Annotated in this window: 21 protein-coding genes; 15 read left to right on the top strand and 6 right to left on the bottom strand. The window is 66.3% G+C overall.

The window, feature by feature from the left end; translation table 11 throughout:
• The first annotated feature begins 265 nt into the window (after window positions 1–265).
• Complete coding sequence (locus NDB2M1_RS18105) at window positions 266–1,033, top strand: YkgJ family cysteine cluster protein (RefSeq protein ID WP_072384232.1); 768 nt, start codon at window positions 266–268, stop codon at window positions 1,031–1,033.
• A 15-nt stretch (window positions 1,034–1,048) separates the two neighbouring features.
• Here the strand turns inward: NDB2M1_RS18105 and NDB2M1_RS18100 are convergent, their stop codons facing one another.
• Both NDB2M1_RS18100 and NDB2M1_RS18095 read right to left on the bottom strand, forming a co-directional pair.
• Window positions 1,049–1,810, bottom strand: a complete 762-nt coding sequence (locus tag NDB2M1_RS18100; protein WP_072384231.1) for an SDR family NAD(P)-dependent oxidoreductase — start codon at window positions 1,808–1,810, stop codon at window positions 1,049–1,051.
• Window positions 1,807–3,441: a carboxylesterase/lipase family protein gene (locus NDB2M1_RS18095; RefSeq protein ID WP_072384230.1), complete on the bottom strand. Its 1,635-nt coding sequence runs from the start codon at window positions 3,439–3,441 to the stop codon at window positions 1,807–1,809. Before NDB2M1_RS18095 ends, NDB2M1_RS18100 begins: the two co-directional genes overlap by 4 nt.
• Before the next feature lie 173 nt (window positions 3,442–3,614).
• Between NDB2M1_RS18095 and NDB2M1_RS18090 the strand changes: the two genes are divergently transcribed.
• The 3 genes from NDB2M1_RS18090 to NDB2M1_RS22725 all read left to right on the top strand — a co-directional run bounded on the left by NDB2M1_RS18090 (window position 3,615) and on the right by NDB2M1_RS22725 (window position 8,371).
• Window positions 3,615–5,153, top strand: coding sequence for an aromatic ring-hydroxylating oxygenase subunit alpha (locus NDB2M1_RS18090; RefSeq protein WP_072384229.1), 1,539 nt, complete (start codon window positions 3,615–3,617; stop codon window positions 5,151–5,153).
• Window positions 5,154–5,272: 119 nt separating this feature from the next.
• Entirely contained in the window at window positions 5,273–6,505 is a 1,233-nt protein-coding gene (locus NDB2M1_RS18085) for an aromatic ring-hydroxylating oxygenase subunit alpha (RefSeq protein WP_072384228.1), read from the top strand.
• Window positions 6,506–6,586: 81 nt separating this feature from the next.
• Complete coding sequence (locus NDB2M1_RS22725) at window positions 6,587–8,371, top strand: hypothetical protein (protein ID WP_072384227.1); 1,785 nt, start codon at window positions 6,587–6,589, stop codon at window positions 8,369–8,371.
• A gap of 55 nt (window positions 8,372–8,426) precedes the next feature.
• Here the strand turns inward: NDB2M1_RS22725 and NDB2M1_RS18075 are convergent, their stop codons facing one another.
• Window positions 8,427–9,446 carry a 1-aminocyclopropane-1-carboxylate deaminase gene (locus NDB2M1_RS18075; protein ID WP_072384226.1) on the bottom strand — a complete coding sequence of 340 codons (1,020 nt, stop codon included), beginning with the start codon at window positions 9,444–9,446 and terminating at the stop codon, window positions 8,427–8,429.
• A gap of 142 nt (window positions 9,447–9,588) precedes the next feature.
• Between NDB2M1_RS18075 and NDB2M1_RS18070 the strand changes: the two genes are divergently transcribed.
• The 5 genes from NDB2M1_RS18070 to NDB2M1_RS18050 all read left to right on the top strand — a co-directional run bounded on the left by NDB2M1_RS18070 (window position 9,589) and on the right by NDB2M1_RS18050 (window position 14,012).
• Entirely contained in the window at window positions 9,589–10,062 is a 474-nt protein-coding gene (locus NDB2M1_RS18070; protein ID WP_072384225.1) for an Lrp/AsnC family transcriptional regulator, read from the top strand.
• 138 nt (window positions 10,063–10,200) lie between these two features.
• Complete coding sequence (locus NDB2M1_RS18065) at window positions 10,201–11,577, top strand: amino acid permease (protein ID WP_253185944.1); 1,377 nt, start codon at window positions 10,201–10,203, stop codon at window positions 11,575–11,577.
• Between the two features lies 1 nt (window position 11,578).
• Window positions 11,579–12,889, top strand: a complete 1,311-nt coding sequence (locus NDB2M1_RS18060; protein ID WP_072384224.1) for an acetyl-CoA hydrolase/transferase family protein — start codon at window positions 11,579–11,581, stop codon at window positions 12,887–12,889.
• A 23-nt stretch (window positions 12,890–12,912) separates the two neighbouring features.
• A complete protein-coding gene (locus tag NDB2M1_RS18055; RefSeq protein ID WP_072384223.1) occupies window positions 12,913–13,491 on the top strand; it encodes a DUF1214 domain-containing protein in 579 nt (192 codons plus the stop codon).
• The gene (locus NDB2M1_RS18050; protein ID WP_143146834.1) at window positions 13,488–14,012 is read left to right on the top strand and encodes a DUF1254 domain-containing protein; all 525 of its coding nucleotides are present in this window, start codon (window positions 13,488–13,490) and stop codon (window positions 14,010–14,012) included. The genes NDB2M1_RS18055 and NDB2M1_RS18050 overlap by 4 nt, the downstream gene beginning before the upstream one ends.
• Before the next feature lie 49 nt (window positions 14,013–14,061).
• Here the strand turns inward: NDB2M1_RS18050 and NDB2M1_RS18045 are convergent, their stop codons facing one another.
• From NDB2M1_RS18045 to NDB2M1_RS18035, 3 genes are all read right to left on the bottom strand, one after another.
• The gene (locus tag NDB2M1_RS18045; RefSeq protein WP_072384221.1) at window positions 14,062–15,159 is read right to left on the bottom strand and encodes an alkene reductase; all 1,098 of its coding nucleotides are present in this window, start codon (window positions 15,157–15,159) and stop codon (window positions 14,062–14,064) included.
• Window positions 15,156–16,151: a DMT family transporter gene (locus NDB2M1_RS18040; protein ID WP_072384220.1), complete on the bottom strand. Its 996-nt coding sequence runs from the start codon at window positions 16,149–16,151 to the stop codon at window positions 15,156–15,158. The genes NDB2M1_RS18045 and NDB2M1_RS18040 overlap by 4 nt, the downstream gene beginning before the upstream one ends.
• Before the next feature lie 79 nt (window positions 16,152–16,230).
• Window positions 16,231–16,782, bottom strand: coding sequence for a carboxymuconolactone decarboxylase family protein (locus NDB2M1_RS18035; RefSeq protein WP_072384219.1), 552 nt, complete (start codon window positions 16,780–16,782; stop codon window positions 16,231–16,233).
• 283 nt (window positions 16,783–17,065) lie between these two features.
• Here NDB2M1_RS18035 and NDB2M1_RS18030 point away from each other — a divergent pair, with 283 nt between their 5' ends.
• From NDB2M1_RS18030 to NDB2M1_RS22240, 6 genes are all read left to right on the top strand, one after another.
• A complete protein-coding gene (locus tag NDB2M1_RS18030) occupies window positions 17,066–17,923 on the top strand; it encodes a cupin-like domain-containing protein (RefSeq protein ID WP_054121609.1) in 858 nt (285 codons plus the stop codon).
• A 3-nt stretch (window positions 17,924–17,926) separates the two neighbouring features.
• Window positions 17,927–18,892 (top strand): polysaccharide deacetylase family protein, encoded by a 966-nt coding sequence (locus NDB2M1_RS18025; protein WP_072384218.1) that lies wholly within the window; start codon window positions 17,927–17,929, stop codon window positions 18,890–18,892.
• Window positions 18,889–19,800 (top strand): GNAT family N-acetyltransferase, encoded by a 912-nt coding sequence (locus tag NDB2M1_RS18020; protein WP_072384217.1) that lies wholly within the window; start codon window positions 18,889–18,891, stop codon window positions 19,798–19,800. The genes NDB2M1_RS18025 and NDB2M1_RS18020 overlap by 4 nt, the downstream gene beginning before the upstream one ends.
• Window positions 19,797–20,351 carry a GNAT family N-acetyltransferase gene (locus NDB2M1_RS18015; RefSeq protein ID WP_143146833.1) on the top strand — a complete coding sequence of 185 codons (555 nt, stop codon included), beginning with the start codon at window positions 19,797–19,799 and terminating at the stop codon, window positions 20,349–20,351. Before NDB2M1_RS18020 ends, NDB2M1_RS18015 begins: the two co-directional genes overlap by 4 nt.
• A 190-nt stretch (window positions 20,352–20,541) precedes the next feature.
• On the top strand, window positions 20,542–21,807 hold the full coding sequence (locus tag NDB2M1_RS18010) for a tyrosine-type recombinase/integrase (RefSeq protein WP_072384215.1): 1,266 nt from the start codon (window positions 20,542–20,544) through the stop codon (window positions 21,805–21,807).
• A 90-nt stretch (window positions 21,808–21,897) separates the two neighbouring features.
• Window positions 21,898–22,410: a hypothetical protein gene (locus tag NDB2M1_RS22240; RefSeq protein WP_143146832.1), complete on the top strand. Its 513-nt coding sequence runs from the start codon at window positions 21,898–21,900 to the stop codon at window positions 22,408–22,410.
• The last annotated feature ends 81 nt before the right edge of the window (window positions 22,411–22,491 follow it).

Below are 22,491 nucleotides of genomic sequence, written 5' to 3'. Positions count from 1 at the left end.
ACCTCAACAGCGACGGACGAAGCGACCTGCTGTTCCGCGACGCGGCCGGCACATACGCCTCATGGCTGATCAACGACACCGCCATCATCGGCGGCGGAAACCTCGGCAACCTCGGCGCAGAGTGGATCCTGATCTGACGCCGGGCCTCGACGCGGAGAGAGCTGGCATGGGCGGCTCCTGCCCAGCGTTGCCTCTCTCCGCCGGCTGATCCGTAATGGCCCTTATTCGTCGCGCAGCGGGCGCGGCTTATGCCCGGCGGTGAGCCATGACCGTCCATTTCTCCTGCACGCAATGCGGCAAATGCTGCCACGATCTGCGGCTGACCCTGAGCGCGGAGGAAGCCGCGGTGTGGGCAGGCAACGGGCACACCGTGCAGATCCTGAGCGAAGCGCTGCCGGTGGTGCCGGGGGCCGCGGATGGAGACGATCCGGGCGCCGGACGGTCGTTCGCGGCGGTGAGTGGGGAGATGCCGATCCGCATCGCGGCGACGCTGGTGGCCTATCATGGCGGGGCCTGCCCGCACTTGCTGCCCGACATGCGCTGCGGGAACTATGCAGCGCGGCCGCGGATATGCCGGATCTACCCGCTCGACCGGCTGGCCGGGATGCGGTTTGAAACGCGCGGGAAGGTGTGTCCGCCCGAGGCGTGGGAGGAGCGCCATCCGCCGCTGATCGATGACGCGCGGATCTTCGATCCCGAAGCGGTGGCGGTGCTGGCGCAGCACCGCGAGATCGCGCGGCGGGAAGTGCCGCTGATGGCGGCCTTGTGCCGCAAGCTGGGCATCGGCGCGGCGGCTTTTGCGGGCGAAGGGCTGGCGGTCCACACGCTGGAGCCTGCGGCCTTGCTGGACGCGCTGCACGAACTGGCTTGCGGCTTTGCAGCGCCGGATGGACCGGCCAGGTGGACCATCGTCACCAATCGGGCGGCGACGTTCGCCATGCTGGCCGGGGCGGGCTGCGACGCGGGGATGGTCACGCGGGGAACCGGGTATCTCGGATCGTTCCCCGATGAACCCGGCGATATGTCCGGCTAACGCTGGCGCGCGGGTTCAGCCCCGCGTCTTGAGGCGCAGGGCATCCCAGCTGATGTCGCCGGTCCAGCCGCCATCGACCGGCAAGGCGACGCCATTGATGAAGGCGGCGGCGTCGGAGGCGAGGAAGGTGATCGCCTCGGCCACGTCCCCCGGCATGGCGAAACGGGCTTGCGGCACGCGGTTTTCGATATCGGCGTTGGTGTAGGCGCCCGAGCCCATGTCCTTGACGTCCATCTCGGTCTTGATCCAGCCGGGGCACACGGCGTTGACGCGCACGCCGCGACCGCCCCATTCGCCCGCAAGGGTGCGGGTGAGGCCGACGAGACCGTGCTTGGAGGTGTTGTAGGCGCAGCGGTGGATCACCCCGCCGAGGCCCGCGACCGAGGCGACGTTGACGATGGCGCCTTTGCCGGCACTCAGCATCTGCTTGCCGAAGGCGCGGCAGGTAAGGAAGGGCCCTTGCAGGTTGATCGCCATCATGCGCTGCCACTGATCGAGCGTGGTATCCTCGGCGGGCTGGATCATGCTGATGCCGGCGTTGTTGACGAGAACCTGCGCGCTGCCGAAGTCTGCCGCGATGCGCCCGGCCATGTCCTCCACGAAGGCCTCGCTTGAGATGTCTCCGCTGATGGCGACCGCATGCGGGCCGATGGCGGCGGCCTGCGCGGTCACATCCTGCACATCGGTGAGGACGACGCGGTAGCCGGCGGCGGCGAGGCGGCGGGCGGTGACGAGGCCGAGGCCCTGCGCGGCGCCGGTGACGATTGCGGTGTTCATCGGGTTTCCTTTGGCGAGAAGAAGGCCGGGTATTCGGCGCGCCAGAAATCGCAACTGTATTCGGACCATGCGTCGAAGGGGCGGATCGGCCTGGTGTCGATGTGAATGATGTCGCCCTTGCGGGTGATGGAACCCGGTTCGAAGCGCATGACCTTGCCCAAAGGCCAATCGGCAGCGGGAGCATCGCCACGGATAAAGGCGGCCCAAGTCGTGAGAATGACGCCCGCGAGTGCGCCCGAGGCTGGGCTCAGATCAGGCGCAGACATGGCCGAGGTGTTGGAGAAATTGGGGAACAGCGCGTTGAGCTCGGCAGAATGGACGGCGCCGAGATTGAAGCCGGGTTCGGGGCTGATGGGAATCGAGACGCCGCGTGACGGCGCGGTGCGGTCGGCGTATTCCCACTGAAAGACGGGGGTGTATGCGCCGAGCAGGCGGCCGCTTTCGAGCATCAGGCAATGCGTGATGCCAAGGCCGGGCATGAAGTCGCTCATCAGCGAGCCGAGGGTTTCGGCGGGGTGTTCGCTGGGTTTGAGCGGGTAGCGGGCGAGGACCTTGTCGACCTTGTCGCCGTAGATCGCGCGGACGGCGGCGGGGTAGCTCTCGGCAGTGATCTTGGCGCCGCCCTGCACATCGTAACCGACGTAGAGGCGCATTTCATCCCGGGTGAAGCCGTTGAGGACCGGCAGGTGCAGGAACTGGCCGGTTTGGAGCGCGGCCATCGTGGCGTTCGCCTGCGTGGCGTTGCCGGTGAAGGGGGCGAAGGCGAGAAGTTCGCCCTTGGCGGCGCGGGTGCCGGCAGCGATGAGGGCCTGCGGGTCGATGGCCTTGAGGCAGGCGAAGGCGGTGGCAGCGTCGGGGCAACCCGCTTCCTTAGCGACTTTGGCGGCGAAGACTTCGGCCTGCGGGAGGGTGCGCAGGGGCGTGCCGCAGGCGGCGCTCTGGATGATGGCGCGGTGGAACAGGCCGCGCGTCTGCTCAGGTGCCATGAGGTGCATGCAGACCGAGGCGGCACCAGCGGATTCGCCTGCGAGGGTGATGTTGTCAGGGTCGCCGCCGAAGGCCGCGATGTTGGCTTTGACCCAGCGCATGGCGAGGCGCTGGTCTTCGAGGCCGAGGACATGGCCTGCGCCGGATGTGCCTGCCGGAGGGGCCATGAAGCCGAATACGCCGAGGCGGTAGTTCACGCTCACCACGATGGCGTCCATTCCCCTGGCGAGGCGGTCCAGCCGGTAGAGCGAGGCCGCGCCGCCGACGAAGGCACCGCCGTGTATCCACACGAGGACGGGGCGCTTGGCAGCCTTGGTGGTGGGAAGACTGATGTTGAGCGTCAGGCAGTTTTCCTCGTCGCTGCGTTCCGTCAGGCCGTAGCGTGCGGCCTGCGGGCAGGCGCCGCCGAAGTGCATCGCGGGGCGGACGCCGGTCCACGGCGCGGCGGGCTGCGGCATGGACCAGCGCGCCTCGCCGGAGACGGGGGCGGCATAGGGGATGCCGCGAAATTCGAGGACGCCATTGCGGATGAAGCCTTCGACTTTGCCCGAAGCGGTGGTGATGACTTCGCCTTGCGGCGCAGATTGGGCAGCGGCGGGGGCGGCAAAGAGGAGTGCGAGGAGCAAGGCTAGGGCGCGGATCATCGGCAAGGTCCATTGCGGTTCGCGGCCTTGGTACGCATGAGGGCGCGCCTTGCAAGCCTTCCGGATTCCGCCTGCCGGAGCGCTCTCATTTTTGGGGGGCGCGAATTTGAGGCAGGTCAAAGCCTTCTGGCGGCCTGCTGCTTCATCCTCTGTGGCGGAAGAGGAGAGCAAGCATGGTCGAGACGCTGACGGGCACGAACCGGTCGAAGGGCATCACCTATGACGCGCTGCTGGACATGGACACGCATGCGGTGCCGGAACGGCTGCGCGAGGACTGCCCGATCGCGCCGGGGCCGACGATCGTCGATCCGAGCATCTACTATTCGCGCGATTTCTTCGACCTGGAGGTCGAGCGGCTGTGGAAGCGGGTGTGGCAGATGGCCTGCCACGAGGACGACATTCCGAACGTGGGCGACAGCCATGTCTATGACATCGCACACTTGTCCTACATCGTGGTGCGCACCGGGCCGGACGAGATCAAGGCCTTTCCCAACGCCTGCCTCCACCGCGGCCGTGCGCTGCTGACCGAGGACAGCAAGGGGCTGCACAGCTTCCGCTGCCCGTTCCACGGCTGGAACTGGGGGATCGACGGCGCGCTGAAGGAAGTGCCGTGCCAGTGGGATTTCCCCTCGGTCAGCGCCAAGACACACAGCCTGCCGCCGGTGAGGGTCGGCCGCTGGGGCGGCTGGGTGTTCATCAACCCGGATGACAAGGCGGAAGCCTTCGAGGACTTCCTCGGCGATATCGACCGGCACTTCCAGCCGATCCCGTTCGAGCGGCGCTACAAGGCGGTACATGTCGCGAAGAAGCTGCGCTGCAACTGGAAGGTGGCGCAGGAAGCCTTCATGGAAGCCTACCACGTGGTGGCGACGCACCCGACGCTGCTCGATGTGATGGGCGACGCCAATTCGAAATATGATGTGTTCGGCAATCTTTCCCGGGCTATCTCGCCCAATGGCCTCCTCAGCCCGCACGTGAACCCGATGCTGGTGGCGGAGCCGCTGGAGGGCGCAATGACTTATGCCAAGGTGCGACACGCGTTGTCCGGCAATGTCTATGAGCGGCTCGGCGAAGACCGCGTGAAAGTGACCGCGCGCGACGGGCGGACGGGCATTTTCGATCACCAGGCGCACCATATCGAGGGCGAGCTGGATCACGCCGACGTGCAGCTGTGCGACTGGGTGGGCGGCAAGCTGCCTGCCGGGTGGGAGCTGGAGGAGGACCACACCACGACTGGTCCGGTGCCCGACCGCCGCAAGGCGATGGCGAACGACGCGCGGGAACGCTGGCGGAATGTGCTGGGAGACGAGGTGGACGCAATGTCCGACGCGGAATTCGTCGACACGATCTACTACAACCTCTTCCCCAACATCAGCCCGTGGGGGTGCCTCAATCCGATCTTCTACCGGTTCCGCCCGCTGGGCGACAATCTGGAGGAATGCATCCACGAGACGATGTTCATGATGCCGGTGAAGAAAGGCGAGCAGCGCCCGGCCCCCGCCAAGGTGCACTGGCTGGACTTCGACGACGACTATTGCGACGCGCCGGAGCTGGGCATGCTGGCCAAGGTGTTCAATCAGGACGTGGTCAACCTGCCGCACGTGCAGCGGGGGATGAAGTCGATCAAATCGAAGGAGATCGTCTTTGCCAACTACGGCGAGACGAAGATCAGGCACTTCCACCAGCTGCTGAACGAGCAACTTTCGCGTTGATCCGTGTTGCAGTCCGGTTGAAACAGGGTGCCGCCAAGCAAAAATGACAATTGCAGGCAGGGCTGCCGGAGATCAGTCTCCATGGGAATAGGCCTGCCCCGGGATTCGAGGATAAGACCATGTCACGTGAACAGCTGATCGAAATGACCCGTTCGCTTGTCGCCCACGGCGATGCAGGCACGATGGAACTCGCGGACGAGGTCGTGCGCATCCCCGCCTCGACCTATACCGACGAGGCGCTCTTCGAGCGCGAGAAGAAGCAGATCTTCCGCCGCCTGCCGCTGATGGTCGCGCCTTCGTGCGAGCTGCCCAATCCCGGTGACTACAAGGCGATGGACATTGCCGGCGTGCCGCTGCTGCTGACCCGCCAGCGTGATGGGTCGGTCGGCGCGTACCTGAATATGTGCTCGCACCGCGGCAACCCGGTCGCATCGGGCAGCGGCAATGCCACCCGGTTCACCTGCGGCTATCATGGCTGGACCTTCAAGAACGACGGCGCGCTGATCGGCGTGGCAAGCCCGCAGGATTTTGGCGCGGTGGACAAGGCGGCGCTGTGCCTGACGAAGTTCCCGGTCTATGAAAGCGCGGGGCTGATCTGGGCGACGCTCGATCCCAAGTCCAAGCTTTCGATCGCGGATTACCTGTGCGGTTATGACGGGTTGCTGGAAGCGTTCGGGTTCAAGGATTGGTACCTGTTCAGCCAGCGCACGCTTTCGGGGCCGAACTGGAAGACGGCTTACGACGGCTACCTCGATTTCTACCACCTGCCCGTGCTCCACGCGAACACGTTCGGGGCGGATTTCTACAACCGCGCCAACTACTTCGAGTTCGGGCCGCACCAGCGGCTCTCGACCCCTTCGCGCTATGCAATCAAGGTGCAGTCCGACGACGACGGCCAGATCGACCTAGCCGCGCTTTCCGACGAGCAGATCCCGGACGAGGTGCTGGTGCAGGGCGTGTGGACGATCTTTCCGCATATCTCGATCGCCAGCTTCTACGGCGGCGGCCTGCGCGGCGCGATGATCAGCCAGCTCTTCCCGGGCGACAAGGTGGGCGAGAGCTACACCACCCAGTTCTACGTGATGGAAAAGAAGCCCTCGGACGAGGTGGCGATCAAGGCCGCGCACGAGCAGTTCGACTTCCTCGAGATCGTGGTGCGCGACGAGGACTACAAGACCGGCAAGCGCCAGCACGAGGCGCTGCAGAGCGGGCTGATGAAGGACGTCCTGTTTGGCCGCAACGAGCGCGGGGGGCAGGTGTTCCACACCTGGGCGGCGAAGCTGCTCGAGGCGACCGACGACGAACTGGTCGAGATGTTCGCGCGTGAGGCGCAGCGCGAAGCCGCGGAGTGATCCTGATGATGGCTGCGGCGTGATTGCGCCGCAGCCCCAGCAGGCATAGGCTGGCCTTCCCGGGGCAAGGGAGGGAACATCATGCGTTTGTATCGGGTGCTGGCTTTGGCCTTGCTGGCTGGCGGGGCAGCGACGGCTGCGACGACATTGCACCATGCGCCGCGCTCCGACGCGGCAGCGCTGGCGATGCTCGATCCCTCGCGGCTGGCGGCAGCGGCTTGTGCCGAACGGGCGCGCGCGAACACGCCGATCTTGTTGCGGCGGTTGCAGCAGGCGGCCGCACTGATGGGGCCGGTCGTGCCGGGCAAGTTCCCGCTTTACGGCGGCGTGCCGCGATCCGCACTGGAGCCGGGCGGGATGACGCCGGAGGCGCGGCCGTGGTTCGATCAGGGCCTCGAGATGGCCTACAATTTCAACCATGCCGCGGCGGTCGCCTCGTTCCGCAAGGCGCAGGTGCTCGCGCCCGGATGCGCGCTGTGCTTCTGGGGCGAGGCGCTGGTGCAGGGGCCGAATATCAATGCGCCGATGGAGGCCAAGGCGCTCGCGCCGACGCTGACGGCGCTGGCCAAGGCGCAGGCCCTGGCGCCAGGGATGCCAGCGCTGGATCGGGCGCTCGTGGGGGCGCTGGCTGCGCGCTATTCGGCCGATCCCAAGGCGGACCGGGGCGCGCTAGATGCGGCCTATGCCGATGCCATGCTGAAGCTGGCGGACAGCGTGCCGACCAACGACGAAGTGGCAGTGCTCGCGGCAGAAGCGGCGATGGACACGACCCCCTGGAACTACTGGCAGCCGGGCCGCGCACAGCCGCGGGCGCGGATCGACAAGGCGGTGGCGCTGGTCGAAGGCGTGCTGGCGCGGCATCCGGGGCATCAGGAAGCGGCGCACCTCGCGATTCATCTGATGGAGAACCACGTCGATCCCACGCGCGGGGAGAAGGCGGCGGATGCGCTCGCGCTGAGCGCGATGCCGGAGGCGGGGCACCTCGTCCACATGCCGGGGCACATCTATTACCGCATCGGGCGCTACAAGGACTCGATCCGGGCCAATGTGGCGGCGGCGAAAGCGGACGAGGCCTATCTGGCGCGGGTGCCTGACGATGGCATGTATCGCTACGGCTATTACCCGCACAACGTGCATTTCATCGTGACCTCGGCGCAGCAGGCGGGCGATCTGGGGCTGGCGGTGGCGCAGGCGCGCAAGCTCATGCGGATCATTCCCGAGGACAAGGCGGTCGAACTCGGCTGGATCGAAGCGGTGGTCGCCGCGCCTTCGTTCGCCTTTGCGCAAGGGGGGACGCCGGCGCAGATCTTCGCGCTGCCGAAGCCGACGGCGCGCCTGCCCTATGTGCGGGCGATGTGGCACTATGCGCGGGGCGTGGCGTTCGCTCGGCTGAAGCAGGCGGGGCCGCTGGAGGCCGAGCTGTCGGCGATGGAGCGGCTCACCACCGATCCGGGGATCAAGGCGGTGGAAGGGACGGGCCTGCCCGCGACCGACCTGATCCATCTGGCGCAGCACGTGATGCGCGGGCGGCTGGCCTATGCACGCGGGGACTTTGCGGCGGCAGCGGAGGCCTATCACAAGGCGCAGGCAATCGAGGGAACGCTGCCCTATCAGGAGCCGCCGTTCTGGTACTATCCGGTGGGCCAGTCACTGGGCGCGGCCTTGCTGGCAGCGGGCAAGGCCGAAGAGGCGCGAGACGCTTTCAAGCAGGCGCTATTTGCCGCGCCGGGCAATGGCTGGGCGCTGTGGGGGCTGGCGAAGGCCGAGCGGGCGCTGGGGCATGATCTGGAAGCGCGCGCGGCAGAGGCGGCGTTGGACCGGGCGTGGCTGGGGGATCGGCGGTTGTTGGCGCTGGAGAGGCTGTAGGCCCCGACCCCTCCACCACCCTTTGGGCGGTCCCCCTCCCCGTGCCGGGGAGGTTTTAGCCATCCTTGTAATAATAGCTGTAGCCGTTGATCGCGGGCGCGCCGCCGAGGTGGGCGTAGAGGACGCGGCTGCCTTCGGGGAAGAAGCCCTTGCGGGTGAGGTCGATCATGCCTTGCATGGATTTGCCCTCGTAGACCGGGTCGGTGATCATCGCTTCGGTGCGGGCGGCGAGGCGGATGGCCTCGTTGGTTTCGTCTGAAGGCACGCCATAGGCCGGGTAGGCGTAGTCCGGGTTGATGACGATCTCGTCCTCGCGGATCGTGCGGCCGAGGCCGACGAGCTCCGCCGTGTTGTCGACGATGGAGCGGACTTGCGCGCGCGTCTGTTCGAGTGTGCCGGAAGCGTCGATGCCGATGACGCGGTCGGCGCGGTCCTGCGCGGCGAAGCCGACGATCATGCCGCCCTGGGTCGAGCCGGTGACGACGCACACCACGATGTAATCGAACGTGAAGCCAAGCTCGGCCTCCTGCGCGGCGACTTCTTCCGCGAAGCCGACGTAGCCCAGTGCACCATACTTGTGGACCGAGGCGCCGGCGGGGATCGGATAGGGCTTGCCGCCCGCTGCCTTGACGCTTTCGATGGCGTCTTCCCAGCTCTGGCGGATGCCGATGTCGAAGCCGTCATCGACGAGGCGGCTGTCCGCGCCCATCAGGCGGGTGAGCAGGATGTTGCCGACGCGGTCGTAGACGGCATCGTAGTGCGGCACCCACTTTTCCTGCACGACGACGCATTTCATGCCGAGCTTGGCCGCGGTGGCGGCGACCATGCGGGTGTGGTTGGACTGGACGCCGCCGATGGAGACGAGCGTGTCGGCGCCCGAGGCGATGGCGTCGGGAACGATGTATTCGAGCTTGCGCAGCTTGTTGCCGCCGAAGGCGAGGCCGGAGTTGCAATCATCGCGCTTGGCCCAGATTTCGACCTTGCCGCCAAGCGCTTCGCTCAGGCGCGGAAGGCGCTCGATGGGGGTGGGGCCATAGGTGAGCGGGTAGCGTTCGAACTTGGCGAGGAGAGACATGTGGGCTCCGACATGCGTTTGATTCGGGGGCGAAACTAATGCAAACTGCGTGGAAGGTGCTTGCAATCTTGGGGGTTTGATCGACCATGATCGATACTGAGGGGCTTCCTGTTTCCTTGAATGTTCGATAGATCGGCAAATCATGAAAGATTCTTCCATCGAGCTTGACCGGATCGACCGCAACCTGCTGCGCTTGCTGCAGGCGGACGGGCGGCGGTCCAATGCGGAGCTGGCCGAGGCGGCCAATATCAGCCCGGCGACATGCCATCGGCGCGTGGCGCGGCTGGTCGAGGCGGGCGCGCTCACGGGCTTTCGCGGCGCGGTCGATCCGGGCGTGGTCGGGCTCGGCACGCTGGTGATGGTGGGCGTGGTGCTCGATCGCTCGACACCGGAAAGCTTTGCCGCGTTCGAAGGCGCGGTGGTCGGGATGAAGGAAGTGCTCGATTGCAATCTGGTGGCGGGGGACTTCGACTACCTGCTGAAGATCCGCGTGCGCGACATTGCCGATTTCAACGCGCTGCATGGGCAAAGGCTGCTGACCTTGCCCGGGGTGCGGCAGACGCGGACGTTCTTCGTGATGAAGGAAGTGAAGGAGAATGCGCCGTTGGGGTTTTGAGGGGGGTCGGCGCTATGCGGAGAGCCTCCACCCCCAACCCCCTCCTCTGAAGAGGAGGGGGCTATCTGATTGCACGGGGCATTTGACACGCCCGCCCTGCCGCTTATCCCTATGGCGGGTCAGATAAAGGGGATTTGCGTGGGCGCAGTGGGGATCGCAGAGACTGGTGGCGGGGTTGAGCTGAGCCGGACGCTGTTGCCGCGCCACGTTTCGATGATCGCGATTGGCGGGATCATCGGCGCGGGCCTGTTCGTCGGATCTTCCACCACGATTTCGCTGACCGGGCCGGCAGCGGTGATTTCCTACCTGATCGCGGGGCTGCTGATCTTGCTGGTGATGCGGATGATCGCGGAAATGGCCATCGTGCTGGAAGGCGTGCGGACCTTTCCGGATTTTGCCCGCGCGGGGCTCGGGCATCTGGCCGGGTTCCTGTCGGGCTGGCTCTACTGGTATTTCTGGGTCGTGGTGGTGGCGGTCGAGGCGATTGCCGGGGCCAAGATCATCGGCGGCTGGCTGCCGGGGGTGCCGGAATGGGCCATCGGTGCCGGTCTGACCGCGCTGATGACGGCGGTGAACCTGATGTCCACGCGCAGCTACGGCGAGTTCGAGTTCTGGTTCTCCTCGATCAAGGTCGCCGCGATCCTCGTGTTCAGCCTGATCTGCGCGCTGTGGGTCTTCGGCATCACCGCGCCGCAGGGGTTTTCCATCGGCAACCTGACCGCGCATGGCGGGTTTGCACCGCATGGCTGGGGGCCGGTGCTGGCAGGCGTGGCCTCGACCATCTTCTCTCTCTGCGGTGCGGAGATCGCGACGATTGCGGCGGCGGAATCGCCTGATCCGGCCAAGGTGATCGCGCGGATGACCGTCTCGGTCGCGCTGCGGATCGTGATCTTCTACGTGCTCGCCATCGGCCTCATCGTCGCGGTGGTGCCGTGGACGCAGATCGTGCCGGGGCATTCGCCCTTCGCGACGACGCTGGCCGCGATGCATATCCCCGGCGGCGAGACGATCATGAGCGCGGTGGTGCTGGTGGCCGTGCTCTCGTGCCTCAACAGCGGGCTCTACGTGACAAGCCGGGCGCTGTTCGGTCTTGCGCGCTTCGGCGATGCGCCGGACTGGCTGGTGCATGTCAATGCGCGCGGGGTGCCGGCGCGGGCGATCATTGCCGCGAGCCTGTTCGCTTATGGCGCGCTCGCGGCGCAGTGGCTTTCGCCGGGGACGGTGTTCAGCTTCCTCGTCAATTCCTCGGGCGTGACGATGATCCTGCTCTATGGGCTGGTCGGCATCGCGCAGCTGAAGGAGCGCACCCGGATGGAGCGCGAGGCGCCGGAGCGGCTGACCTTGAAGATGTGGTTCCACCCCTTCGGCACGCTGACCGCGCTGGCGGCGATGCTGGCGGTGCTGGTGTTCATGGGGCTGCAGCCGGATCTTGCCTCACAATTGTGGATGAGCCTGCTGGTGGCGGCCTTGTTTGCAGTCGCGTTCTGGCTACTGCGCACGGGAAAGCGCGCCTGACATGCCGCAGGTGATTACGGCAGAGGAAGCCGCGGCGCTGGTGAAAAGCGGCATGTGGCTCGATTACGGGTTCGGCGCGACGCAGGCGGAAGCCTTCGACAAGGCACTGGCGGCGCGGGTGCACGAGCTGCGCGGCGTGAAAGTGCGCAGCTGTCTGACGACGCGGCCGCGCGCGTTTCAGGAGGCCGATCCCGAAGGCGCACATGTGCTTTCCGCCAGCTGGCACTTCAGCGGATACGACCGGCGCCAGTTCGATGCGGGGCGCTGCACCTATATTCCGCTGAACCTGGGCGAATGGCCCGATCTCTATCGCCGGTTCTGCGAGCGGGTGGATATCGCGGTATTGCAGGTCTGCCCGAAGGATGCGGACGGGTTCTACAACTTCTCGATCTCGGCCTCCTACATGCGCGCGCTGGTCGAGAAGGCGGACGTGGTGATCGTCGAGGTCAATCCCGCGCTACCCTATTGCTTCGGACCGGACAACGCGGTGCACGAGAGCGAAGTGGACTTGGTGATCGAGCTGCCGCCCCTCCCCGCACCCGAACTGCCGAGCGCGGTCTCCAGCGAGGTTGACCTTGCCATCGCGCGGCTGGTGGCGGCGGAAATCAGGGACGGGGATTGCCTGCAGCTGGGCATCGGCGGCCTGCCCAATGCCGTGGGGCGCGCAATTGCGGGTGCCGGGGTGAAGGACCTTGGCGTCCATACCGAGATGATGGTCGAAGGGCTGGTCGAGCTGGTGAAAGCCGGGGTCGCGACCGGGGCGCGCAAGCAGGTCGATGTGGGCAAGGCGGTCTATGCCTTCGCCATCGGGACCGCGGATATCTACGCCGCGCTGGACCGCAACCCGGCCTTCGTCGCGCGGCAGGTGGACTATACGAACCTGCCGAAGTTCGTGGCGCAGAACCACAATGTGGTGGCGGTGAACAGCACCGGGCAGATGGACCTGCAGGGGCAAGCGGCTTCGGAAGCGGACGGCTACCGGCATTTCAGCGGGACCGGCGGACAGCTGGGCTTCGTGCGCGCGGCCTATGAGTCCGAGGGCGGACGCGCGTTCCTGTGCATGCCCTCGACCTACGAGAAGCACGGGCAGCGCAAGAGCCGCGTGGTGGCGGGGCTGGCGCCGGGAACGGTGGTGACGGTGCCGCGCACCGATGTGATGTATGCCGCCACCGAATACGGGATGGTCTGCCTGAAAGGCCTGCCGGTGGCCGAGCGGGCCAAGGCAATGATTTCGATCGCGCACCCCGATTTCCGCGAGGAGCTGGAGCGCGAGGCCTATGAGAAGGGGCTGATCCCGAAGCATTACTTCTGAATCCACGCGGAAGGGAGAGACGCGTGAAGGCAGTTTTGAAATGGGTAGGCCTCATCGTGGTGGGGCTTGCGTTGGGGAGCGGCCTTGCCGTCTGGCAGATCAGGACCGGCGGGCTCGGCAATGATGTGCGGGTGGGGCCGTGGACGACAGGGCGCGACGTGGGCACCGCCGATGCGGACATCAAGACCCGGGCGATTGTCGCGCTGCGGGGCTTGCTGGCACTGCCGGCCAAAGAAGCGCGTTATTTCACCGCCGCGACCGACAGCGCCGGTGCGCCGCTTTCGGGCAAGTGCCGCTATGCGATGACCGGGGGCGACATCGCCGCGCGCTGGTGGAGCGTGACGCTCTATGACCGGGGCGGCTGGCTGATCCCCAATCGGTGGTCTCGCTATTCGATCGGCAGCGCGCGCATTCCGGCAGGCCAAGCGGAGCATTGGACGGTGCAGATCGGCCCGGACGAGCAGCCCGGCCTGTGGATCCCGACCGGCACCGACGGCCCCTTCGAGCTGACGCTCAGGGCCTATCGTCCGCAGGGCGAGATGGCGCGCGATCCATCGCGGATCAGCCTGCCGACGATCACCAAGGGGGAGTGCCGACCATGATCCGCCGCATTGCTCCTCTGGCCGTGGTCGCGGTCGTGGCTCTTGGCAGCTATTATGGAACGCTGGCGGCGGCGCCCTATGGGCTGATGCGGCTGGCCGAAGCCAAACTGACGAAAACCGCGCCGGTGAACCACTTCACCCACACCCCGCCGGTGCGTGCCGAGCGGCAGTTCGTGGTGCGGCCAAGCCCGGACCTGCTCTATTCGGTCTGTCCCTATGATTTGACCGCAGGGCCGCTGGAAGTGACCGCCGTGCTAGTGCCGGGGCGCTACAGCTCGATCAGCGTGTTCGATGCGCGGACCGACAATGCCTACGTGCGCAACGATGAAGAGATGGCCGGCAAGCCGATGCGGGTGGTGCTGGCGCTGGAGGGGCAGGCGGTTCCCGCCGGGGTCGAAACCGTGCGGGTGCGCTATGCGACAGGCATCATCCTGCAGCGCGTGTTGCTGGCCGATCCGTCCGAGGCAGCAGCGGTCGATCCGATCCGCGAGAAGGCGCAGTGCCGAACGCTGGCCGGGTAGAACGGCGCGATCCCCCCGGCCCTCCTCCGGAAGGACCGCGCCCTGCGCCTCACGCCGCCCAGGCAGCGGGCGCAAACGGGTAGTCGGTGTAGCCATCCGCGCCGCCGCCATAGATGCGGGCAGCGTTGAGCGGATTCATCGGCAGGCCTTCCGCGAGGCGGCGCGGAAGATCGGGGTTGGCGATGAACAGGCGGCCAAACGAAGCGGCGTCGATATCGCCCGCGCTCAGCGCATCGCGGACGCGCTCGCCGGTGTAGCTGCCGTTGGCGATGTAGTTGCCGCCGAAGGCCTTGCGCACGATCTGGGGATCGACAATCCGCTGGAACGGATCACCGCGCGGATCGCTGGGTTCGACGCAGTGGAGATAGGCAAGGCGGCGCTTGCCGAGCTGCTCGGCGACATAGGCGAAGAGCGGCGCGGGGTTGCTGTCGCTCATGCCGTTGATGGTGAGCGAGGGCGAGAGGCGGATGCCGACGCGGTCCGCCCCCCAGACGCTGGTGACGGCGTCGGTCACTTCGAGCGTGAGGCGGGCGCGGTTCTCGATGCTGCCGCCGTACTGGTCGGTGCGGTGGTTGGTGCCATCGCGCAGGAACTGGTCGAGCAGGTAGGCGTTGGCGCTGTGGATCTCCACGCCGTCGAAACCGGCCGCCTTGGCGTTGATCGCGGCGCTGCGGTAATCCTCGATGATGCCGGGGATCTCCGCCAGTTCGAGCGCGCGGGGGACGACGAACGCCTGCGGACCTTCATAGGTATGGGCATGGCCCTCGAGACCGATGGCGCTGGGAGCCACGGGCAGCACGCCGCCGGGCTGCAGCGAGGGGTGCGAAAGGCGGCCGACGTGCCAGAGCTGGAGCATCATGCGTCCGCCCGCGGCGTGGACGGCCTTGGTCACCTTGCTCCAGCCTTCGATCTGGCGCTCGCTGTAGATGCCGGGCGCATTGGCATAGCCCTTGCCCTGCGGCGAGATGTGGGTGGCTTCGGAAATGATCAGCCCAGCGGTGGCGCGCTGGCTGTAGTAGATCTGCTGAAGCTCGTGCGGGGCCTCGTCGGCATTGGCGCGAGTGCGCGTGAGCGGGGCCATCACGATGCGATTGGGAGCCAGAATCGCACCATAGCGAATGGGCTGGAACAGGGGATCTTGGGTCATGAACGCAATCCTTTGCTTGATGGTTGGGGACGGGTAACAACGGTAGGCAAACGGAGGAGGCCCATGGCGGCGAGGAGGCCGACCGTGGCGAGCAGGGCTCCGGCGATCTCCATGGCGGCGGGGACCGTGCCGGTGAGCGGGACCGAGATGATCATTGCGGCGACGGGGACGACGGCGGGAAACAGGCTGGCACGGGCGGCGCCGAGCTGGCGGACGGCCATGCCGAACGCGATGAGCGCGACGACGCCCGAGAGGACTCCCTGGACCATGATCTGGGCCATGAGGGTCTGCAGCGGGAGCGCTGCGAGGCGGGTGAAACCACCGCTCAACAGCAGCATCGGCAGCGCGAGCAGCGTGGACAGCAGCGCGACGACGGCGGTTGCGGCGACGGCATCGAGGTTCCAGCGCTTGAACAGGATGGTATAGGCGGACCAGCTGAGGCCGGCACCGAGGAAGAGCAGGTTGCCAAGCCAGACCATGCTGCCGCCGGCGTGGCTCTTGTGGCTTGCGATCACGGCGAGCCCGGCAAGGATCAGCGCGATGCCGATGACTTTGGCGGGCGTGATGCGCTCACGGAGGAGGACCGCAGCCGCCGCCATCGATGCGAGCGTGACGGTGGAGGGCTGGATAACCGCGCCGTTCGACAGCGGGGCGTAGAGATACCCTGCGCTGCTGAGCAGGATAAACGGCGGTCCGGCGAGCAAAGTGAGGGTAAACGCGCGGGGCCAGCCGATCCCGGCCAGGCGGGGAAGATCATGGCGGATCAGCCAGGGGAGCAGGACGAGCGCGGCGGGGCCGAAACGGAGAAGCGCGAAATCCTGCGGGAGTAGCCCGGCGGCAGTGCCCGTCTTGGCGAAGACGAAGTAGATCGCCCAGATGAAGGCCGCGAGCGCGCCTGCGGCAATGCTGGCGGCTAGGCTGGCGACTGGGAGGGAGAGCGAGGGGTGAACCTCGCCATGACCGGTGGAGCAAGGGGACGCAAGTGCGGTCATGACGAGGCTCCTGGTGTGGCCCGCCCGGCGGGAGGGGAGAGAGGACAGGCGGGCCAAGCCGATGGGGTCAGCTTCCGGTTCAGGCCGCTTCGAGGACGCCAAGCGCCGGGGCAGCCGGGAAGTCCACGGGGACCTTGGTCACGGCGTGGAGGTAGTTGGTGATCATCTTGTCACCGATGGTGACGATGACATCGACGAGGTTTTCCTTGGTCCAGCCGGCAGCGAAGAAGCCATCGACGAGGGCTTCATCGGCCTGGCCGCGATTGACGGCGATCGAGCGGGTCAGGCGGGCGAGCGCATCGAGCTTGGCGTCCGAAGCAAGGCTGCCGGCGCGGATTTCGAGGATCTGCGCATCGGAGAAGCCGTTCATCTTGCCCAGCGCAGTGTGGGCGGCGAGGCAGTAGGCGCAGTCGTTGACCTGGCTGACGACGAGGTTGACCACTTCGCGGGCCTTCGCATTGATCGACGACTTGGCCGACTGCAGCGCGAGATAGGTGCCCAGCGCGTTGTTCGAGTGGGCGAGCGTGGCGTAGAGGTTGGGCACGAAGCCCAGCTGGCCCTTGAGAGCATCGAACAGGCCCTGGTTGCCAGCCGAAACGGTATCGCGGGTCGGGACAGTGAAAGCGGTCATCGTCAGGTTCCTTTGATCGGGGCGGCGTCATTGCCGTGACCCCTTGATGGCCCTGCCCGCCGCGTTCCGGCAGATACGCCGTCGCGATTAGCTCTATGCCGGACAGGAATAAATGCGCGCCAAGCGTGTTCTGCGCAGCGGGATGAAGGAATGGAGTTTCCCGGATTGCGGCGGAAAACGCCCGCACCGCGAAAGAACCTAAATCGAATGTTAAGTCCGCTTCGCTAGGCCATCGGGCAGTGGAAGGTTTCCCGCTGGCGGAAACGGAAGGACTTCGATCGCGATGAGCACTGTCCGGTTCGATCCGACGGCCCTGGCCGTGCTGGCCGAGGCTTATCCGGCTGCACCAGTGACGTTCGAGCACAAGCTGGCGGCAGAAGGCCTGCTGACCCGCGCCGCGCTGGCCGAGCTGGCGGAATTCCTGCCGGCGGACAGCGTGGAATACAATCTGGGCGACCTGCCGCTGGGCGTCGATCCGGACAAGGTCGAGCGCCCTGCCCTCTCCGCCGCCGAAGTCATCCGCCAGATCGACCGCGCCGGCTCATGGATGGCCTTGAAGCGCATCGAGCAGCATCCGGATTATGCGAAGCTGGTGGACGAGGTGCTGGGCGAAGTGCGTGACGTCGTCGCCCCGCGCACCGGTGCGATGGAGCGCTGCGAGGCATTCATCTTCGTCTCCTCGCCGCATGCGGTGACCCCGCTGCACTTCGATCCCGAGCACAATCTGCTGCTGCAGATCGAGGGCGAGAAGGTGATGACGATGTTCCCGGTGACCGACGAGGCCATCGCCCCGCCGCGCGTGCACGAGTTGTTTCACCTCGGCGCGCATCATCGCAACCTCGCGTGGCGTGACGAGTTCCAGGCACGCGGCCGGGCGTTTGCGCTCCGGCCCGGACAGGGCCTGCATGTGCCGGTGAAGGCGCCGCACTATGTGCGCAACGGGGCGTTCCCCTCGATCTCGCTGTCGGTGACGTGGCGTTCGGAATGGAGCTGCGCCGAGGCCGATGCGCGCGCGCTCAACCACATCCTGCGCCGCGCCGGACTAGCGCCGCGCAGCCCGCAGCAATATCCGGCGCGCAACCTCGGCAAGTCGCTCGCCTATCGCGCCATCCGCCGCGCGGGCGTGGTTCCGCGTCCCTGAGCGATGGTCAGCCTCTACATCACCATCGACACCGAATACGCAGCGGGTTTCCCGTGGCGCGATGACCGGCGCGAGAACTTTGCGCGCTCGATCGCCGGGCAGGTGGCGGACGGCGAAGCGGGCATCTTCTACCAGATGGCGGTGATGGACCGGCACGGCATCAAGGCCGTGTTCTTCGTCGATCCGCTGCCCGCGCTGGTCTGGGGGGTGGAGGCGATTGCTGACGTGGTCGGCCCGATCGTGGCGCGCGGGCACGACGTGCAGCTTCACGCGCATACCGAGTGGCTGGCGATCGCAGGCGCGAACAATCCGCTGGGCACGGCGACGGGGCTCAACATCCGCGACTTCACGTTCGAGCAGCAGTGCGAGCTGCTGGACTATGCGAAGGGCGTGCTGATCGCTGCCGGGGCGCCCGCGCCGGTGGCATTTCGCGCCGGGAACTACGGCGCCAACGATGACACCTTGCGTGCGCTCGCCGCGCTTGGGCTGGCCTATGACAGCAGCCACACGCCGGGGATCGTCGGTTCGCACAGCCGCATTGCGCTGGGGCCGGAGGACCGCGTGCCGGTCAAGATCCACGGCGTGACCGAAGTGCCCGTTTCCTGCATCGCGGGTCCGCGCGGATCGCGCCGCCATTTCCAGCTGACCGCGCTCACCGACGGCGAGATCGGCGCGGCGCTGCGCCATGCGCGGCGGCAGCCGGAGGTGCCGATGACGCTGGTTTCGCACAGCTTCGAGCTCTTGAGCCGCGACCGATCGCGCAAGAACCAGATCCTCGTCCGCCGGTTCGAGCGGCTTTGCGCATGGCTGGAAAGGGAGCCAGGCGTGACAACCGCGACCTATGCCGACAATCCCCCGCTGGCCCTCCCGGCAAGCACCCACGCCGCGCTGCTGCCGCACAGCCTGCTGCGCACCGGCTGGCGCTATGCCGAACAGGCCGCCGCCAACGCGCTCTACGGTGCCCGATGACCGCTGCTGTCACCATTCCCTTCGTCGTCGGCTCGCGCCGCGTGTTTGCCGCTACGCGCAAGCTTGACACCGCCTCGTTCACGCTGGCCGACCTGCTCGAAGGCAAGGCGGAGCGCCTGCCGGGGATCGAGATCGGCTGCGAGGGCGTACGCGTCCTCTCGGCACCCGAATCGGCGATCCCCCGTATCCGCAAGCAGCTGCCCGGCTACCGGCTCGGCGGCTGGCAGGCCTTTCCGCGCTATTACATCGAAATGGCCGGCAGCTTCGAGGACTACCTCGCGCGCTTCTCCGGCAAGACCCGCTCGACCTTGCGGCGCAAGCGCAAGCGGATTGCCGAGCTGGGCGGCGACCGGCTCGATTTCGAGGAGTTTCGCACCGCAGAGGACATGGATCGCTTCGTGGCGGAGGCGGTGCCCCTCTCGCGCCGGACCTATCAGGCGCGCCTGCTCGATGCCGGACTGCCGGAAGGTGACGCCGCGATCGCCGAAATGCGCGCGCTGGCCCGCCAGGACAGGCTGCGCGCCTATCTGCTGCGGATCGAGGGCAAGGCGGTGAGCTACCTCTACCTGCCGATCGACGGCGAGACCGTGGTCTACGCGCACCTCGGCTATGATCCGGATTTCGCGCAGCTTTCGCCGGGGACGGTGCTGCAGCTCGAGGCGCTGGAGCGGCTGTTTGCGGAAGAACGCTTTCGCTATTTCGATTTCACCGAGGGCGAAGGCGCGCACAAGGCGCTGTTCGCGACGGGATCGGTGCAGGCGTGCTCGTTCTATCTGCTGCGCCCGAGCCTTGCCAACCGGCTGCTGCTGGGCGCACTCGACGGCTTCAACCGCAGCGTGGCGGCGGCGAAGCGGATCGCGGAAAGCAAGGGCGCGATGGCAAGCGTGCGGCGGCTGGTGCGGCGGTGACAGCAGTGGTCAAGGACGGGATCAAGACGGCGATCGGCATGCTGATCACCGACTACCGGTTGAACTGGATCGTAGCTTCGTCGGGTATGCCGGACGCCGCCGGGCCGGACGTGGTGGAAGCGAGGCCCGAGCATTATGGCGCCATCGCGGAGAGCCTGACGCCCAAGGTCAAAGGCGCGCTCAGCTATGCGAGGCAGGGTCTGCCCGGTATGGTCCTGCTGCAGGACGGCCGCCCCGCCTCGGTCGCCCATTTCGCGCGCGCCGCGCAGTATGGCCGCGATGCGACCTGGCCGCTGAGGGCCAACGAAGTCGCGCTGATGGACATCGCCACCGAACAATCCGAACGCGGCCGGGGCCTTGCCGTTGCCCTCATCCGCGGGGCGACGCGCCGCTACCTCGAAGCGGGCGCGGACCGGGTCGTGGCCTTCATCTGGTGGACCAACACCCCCTCGGTACGCGCCTTCCGGAAAGCCGGCTGGCGCCGCATCGGCTTCACCGCGGAATGGCAATGGCGCGGCCGTTGGTTCGCGCTGCGCATCCCGCTGCGGTGAGCAATGGTGAGCCCTGCTGGGTTCGAACCAGCGACCTACTGATTAAAAGTTAGCCGGTGTAGTCACGGCGTTCTGCGACGAATCGCGTGGATAAGCAAGCCTTCTTCTTTCGTTCTCTTCCCGCTGTTCCCTTGCTGTTCACGGCAATTCCCGCTAGCGTGCTTACTGGAAAGGGTTCTGGTAAGCACGGATGGCAAAGGGCAGGATCAACAAGACCAACGTCGACAGTCTCCTGCCGGGTGCGGCGGAGGTTCTGCTTTGGGACGACAAGATTGCGGGCTTCGGCTGCAAGGTCATGCCGACCGGGGCGAAGTCGTATTTGTTCCAGTACCGGCTTGGTGGTCGTGCTGGCCGGACACGCCGCGTCACTATCGGCAAGCATGGCAGTCTCACACCTGATGCTGCCCGGAAGGAAGCCGAGCGGCTTGCAGTGCTGGTGTCGCAGGGCATCGATCCGCAGCAGTTGAAACAGGACAACGCGCGCAAGGCAGTTGATCTGGCATTCAAGGGCTATGCGCAGACCTTCGTGGATGATTGCCTCAAGGTCCGGTGGAAGCGCTCGCACAAGGACGGGGACGCGCTCCTGCGGCTCTATGCTATCCCGGTTCTGGGCAACAAGCCGCTGCACGAGATCAACCGCGCTGACATCCGTGCGGTACTGGCGAAGGCAAAGGGCAAGGTCGCGACCAGCCGCAATCTGTTTGCCGTCCTGCGCCGATTGTTCCGGTGGGCGGTGAGCCAGGGCGATCTTGATGTGTCGCCCATTATGGGGATGGAACCCCCTCCCCTGCCGGTGAAGCGTGACCGCGTGCTGAGCGATGAGGAATTGACGCTGGCGTGGAAGGGGTCGGACCTGCTCGGCTATCCCTTCGGGCCGTTCGTGCGGCTGCTCATCCTGACCGGGCAGCGCCTTGAGGAAGTGTCCGGCCTCGAATGGCATGAACTGGACAAGGACAAGTCTCTGTGGAGCCTGCCAGCGGATCGGGCCAAGAACGGCAACGCTACCCTCGTGCCGCTGTCACCGCTGGCCGTGGCGGAATTGAACGCACTGGCGAGGCGGACGAAACGCAAGGACGGTTGGCCGCGCAAGGGCTTCGTGTTCAGCACGACGGGCGAAACCTCGATCAGCGGGCACTCTCGGGCCAAGCGCCGCCTTGACCGGGAGATGGAGAAGCTCAAGCCGAAGGATGCGCCTGCGATTCCGCTCTGGCGGTATCACGATCTGCGCCGGACGCTTGCAACCGGGATGCAGCGGCTTGGGGTGCGGTTCGAAGTGACCGAAGCCATTATGAACCATGTGAGCGGGGCGAAGTCCGGCGTTGCTGGCGTCTATCAGCTTCACGACTGGGGGCCGGAAAAGAAGGCTGCGCTCAAGGCTTGGTCTGGTCACGTTGAGGGCCTGCTGACGGAGAAGGATACATCGAACGTGGTTGCGCTGGCGGAGAAGCGGGCGTGATCGCATGGGGCGGCTAGGTTAGCTCCCGAACGGGCCGACTACCGCACGGCCCTGCCGCCCCTTTCATTTGCGGCGCCTGCGGAGGCGAAATTGAACGATGCAATGGATGGGGGCAGCGACGCTCTCGACGTGAACAGCATCCCCGACGAGTTGCTCGGGCAAGAAGTGGGGCGGTACATGTCTTTGCTAGATCAGGCATTAGTTGACGCCCGTCCAGACGCACTGGTTGCTGGGCATATTGTTGCGCTGGTGACGGCAATGAACGTCCTGAAGCGCCTTCCCGGCTTCAATTCCAAAATGGTCGCACTTCAAGACCTGCTTGTTCGCCTCGATAAACTGAGAGCCGGACAAAAGAAGCCAATGATGAACTTGGTCAACTCGGTAAAGACACCCGGTAGACCATCTGCGAGTCGTACCGATCATGCCGAGGAGGTCCGCGCGGTATCTGTGGTGCAGGCTCTGATCGATCGTGGTTGGGACCAAAAGGACGCAGTGAAGCTGGTCGCGAATACGATGGCAAAGCTCGGACGTAAGGGGCAACGCGGCCAACCCATCACTGGTCGTGTCCCACGGGGTGGTGTAGGAACCGTCGATCCGCAGTAGGATCAGGTTCGGGTCAGGCAGCCAGAGCTGGCAGGCTGACAATGGGGTTATGGCTCACCGAGCCGAGGGTTTCCAGCGTCA

The organism is Novosphingobium sp. NDB2Meth1 (genome assembly GCF_900117425.1).
In the GTDB taxonomy this organism is placed as follows: domain Bacteria; phylum Pseudomonadota; class Alphaproteobacteria; order Sphingomonadales; family Sphingomonadaceae; genus Novosphingobium.
Note: the sequence above shows the minus strand (reverse complement) of the source record. Positions and strands in the feature narration are given on the sequence as shown.

What these genes read in the sequence shown, in the direction of transcription:
- NDB2M1_RS18070 (WP_072384225.1), top strand. Translation starts at nt 9,589, where the DNA reads ATGAAAGATTCTTCCATCGAGCTTGACCGGATCGACCGCAACCTGCTG.
- NDB2M1_RS18010 (WP_072384215.1), top strand. Translation starts at nt 20,542, where the DNA reads ATGGCAAAGGGCAGGATCAACAAGACCAACGTCGACAGTCTCCTGCCG.
- NDB2M1_RS18020 (WP_072384217.1), top strand. Translation starts at nt 18,889, where the DNA reads ATGACCGCTGCTGTCACCATTCCCTTCGTCGTCGGCTCGCGCCGCGTG.
- NDB2M1_RS18035 (WP_072384219.1), bottom strand. Translation starts at nt 16,782, where the DNA reads ATGACCGCTTTCACTGTCCCGACCCGCGATACCGTTTCGGCTGGCAAC.
- NDB2M1_RS18095 (WP_072384230.1), bottom strand. Translation starts at nt 3,441, where the DNA reads ATGATCCGCGCCCTAGCCTTGCTCCTCGCACTCCTCTTTGCCGCCCCC.
- NDB2M1_RS18060 (WP_072384224.1), top strand. Translation starts at nt 11,579, where the DNA reads ATGCCGCAGGTGATTACGGCAGAGGAAGCCGCGGCGCTGGTGAAAAGC.
- NDB2M1_RS18040 (WP_072384220.1), bottom strand. Translation starts at nt 16,151, where the DNA reads ATGACCGCACTTGCGTCCCCTTGCTCCACCGGTCATGGCGAGGTTCAC.
- NDB2M1_RS18085 (WP_072384228.1), top strand. Translation starts at nt 5,273, where the DNA reads ATGTCACGTGAACAGCTGATCGAAATGACCCGTTCGCTTGTCGCCCAC.
- NDB2M1_RS18045 (WP_072384221.1), bottom strand. Translation starts at nt 15,159, where the DNA reads ATGACCCAAGATCCCCTGTTCCAGCCCATTCGCTATGGTGCGATTCTG.
- NDB2M1_RS18030 (WP_054121609.1), top strand. Translation starts at nt 17,066, where the DNA reads ATGAGCACTGTCCGGTTCGATCCGACGGCCCTGGCCGTGCTGGCCGAG.
- NDB2M1_RS18090 (WP_072384229.1), top strand. Translation starts at nt 3,615, where the DNA reads ATGGTCGAGACGCTGACGGGCACGAACCGGTCGAAGGGCATCACCTAT.
- NDB2M1_RS18075 (WP_072384226.1), bottom strand. Translation starts at nt 9,446, where the DNA reads ATGTCTCTCCTCGCCAAGTTCGAACGCTACCCGCTCACCTATGGCCCC.
- NDB2M1_RS18105 (WP_072384232.1), top strand. Translation starts at nt 266, where the DNA reads ATGACCGTCCATTTCTCCTGCACGCAATGCGGCAAATGCTGCCACGAT.
- NDB2M1_RS18050 (WP_143146834.1), top strand. Translation starts at nt 13,488, where the DNA reads ATGATCCGCCGCATTGCTCCTCTGGCCGTGGTCGCGGTCGTGGCTCTT.
- NDB2M1_RS22725 (WP_072384227.1), top strand. Translation starts at nt 6,587, where the DNA reads ATGCGTTTGTATCGGGTGCTGGCTTTGGCCTTGCTGGCTGGCGGGGCA.
- NDB2M1_RS18100 (WP_072384231.1), bottom strand. Translation starts at nt 1,810, where the DNA reads ATGAACACCGCAATCGTCACCGGCGCCGCGCAGGGCCTCGGCCTCGTC.
- NDB2M1_RS18025 (WP_072384218.1), top strand. Translation starts at nt 17,927, where the DNA reads ATGGTCAGCCTCTACATCACCATCGACACCGAATACGCAGCGGGTTTC.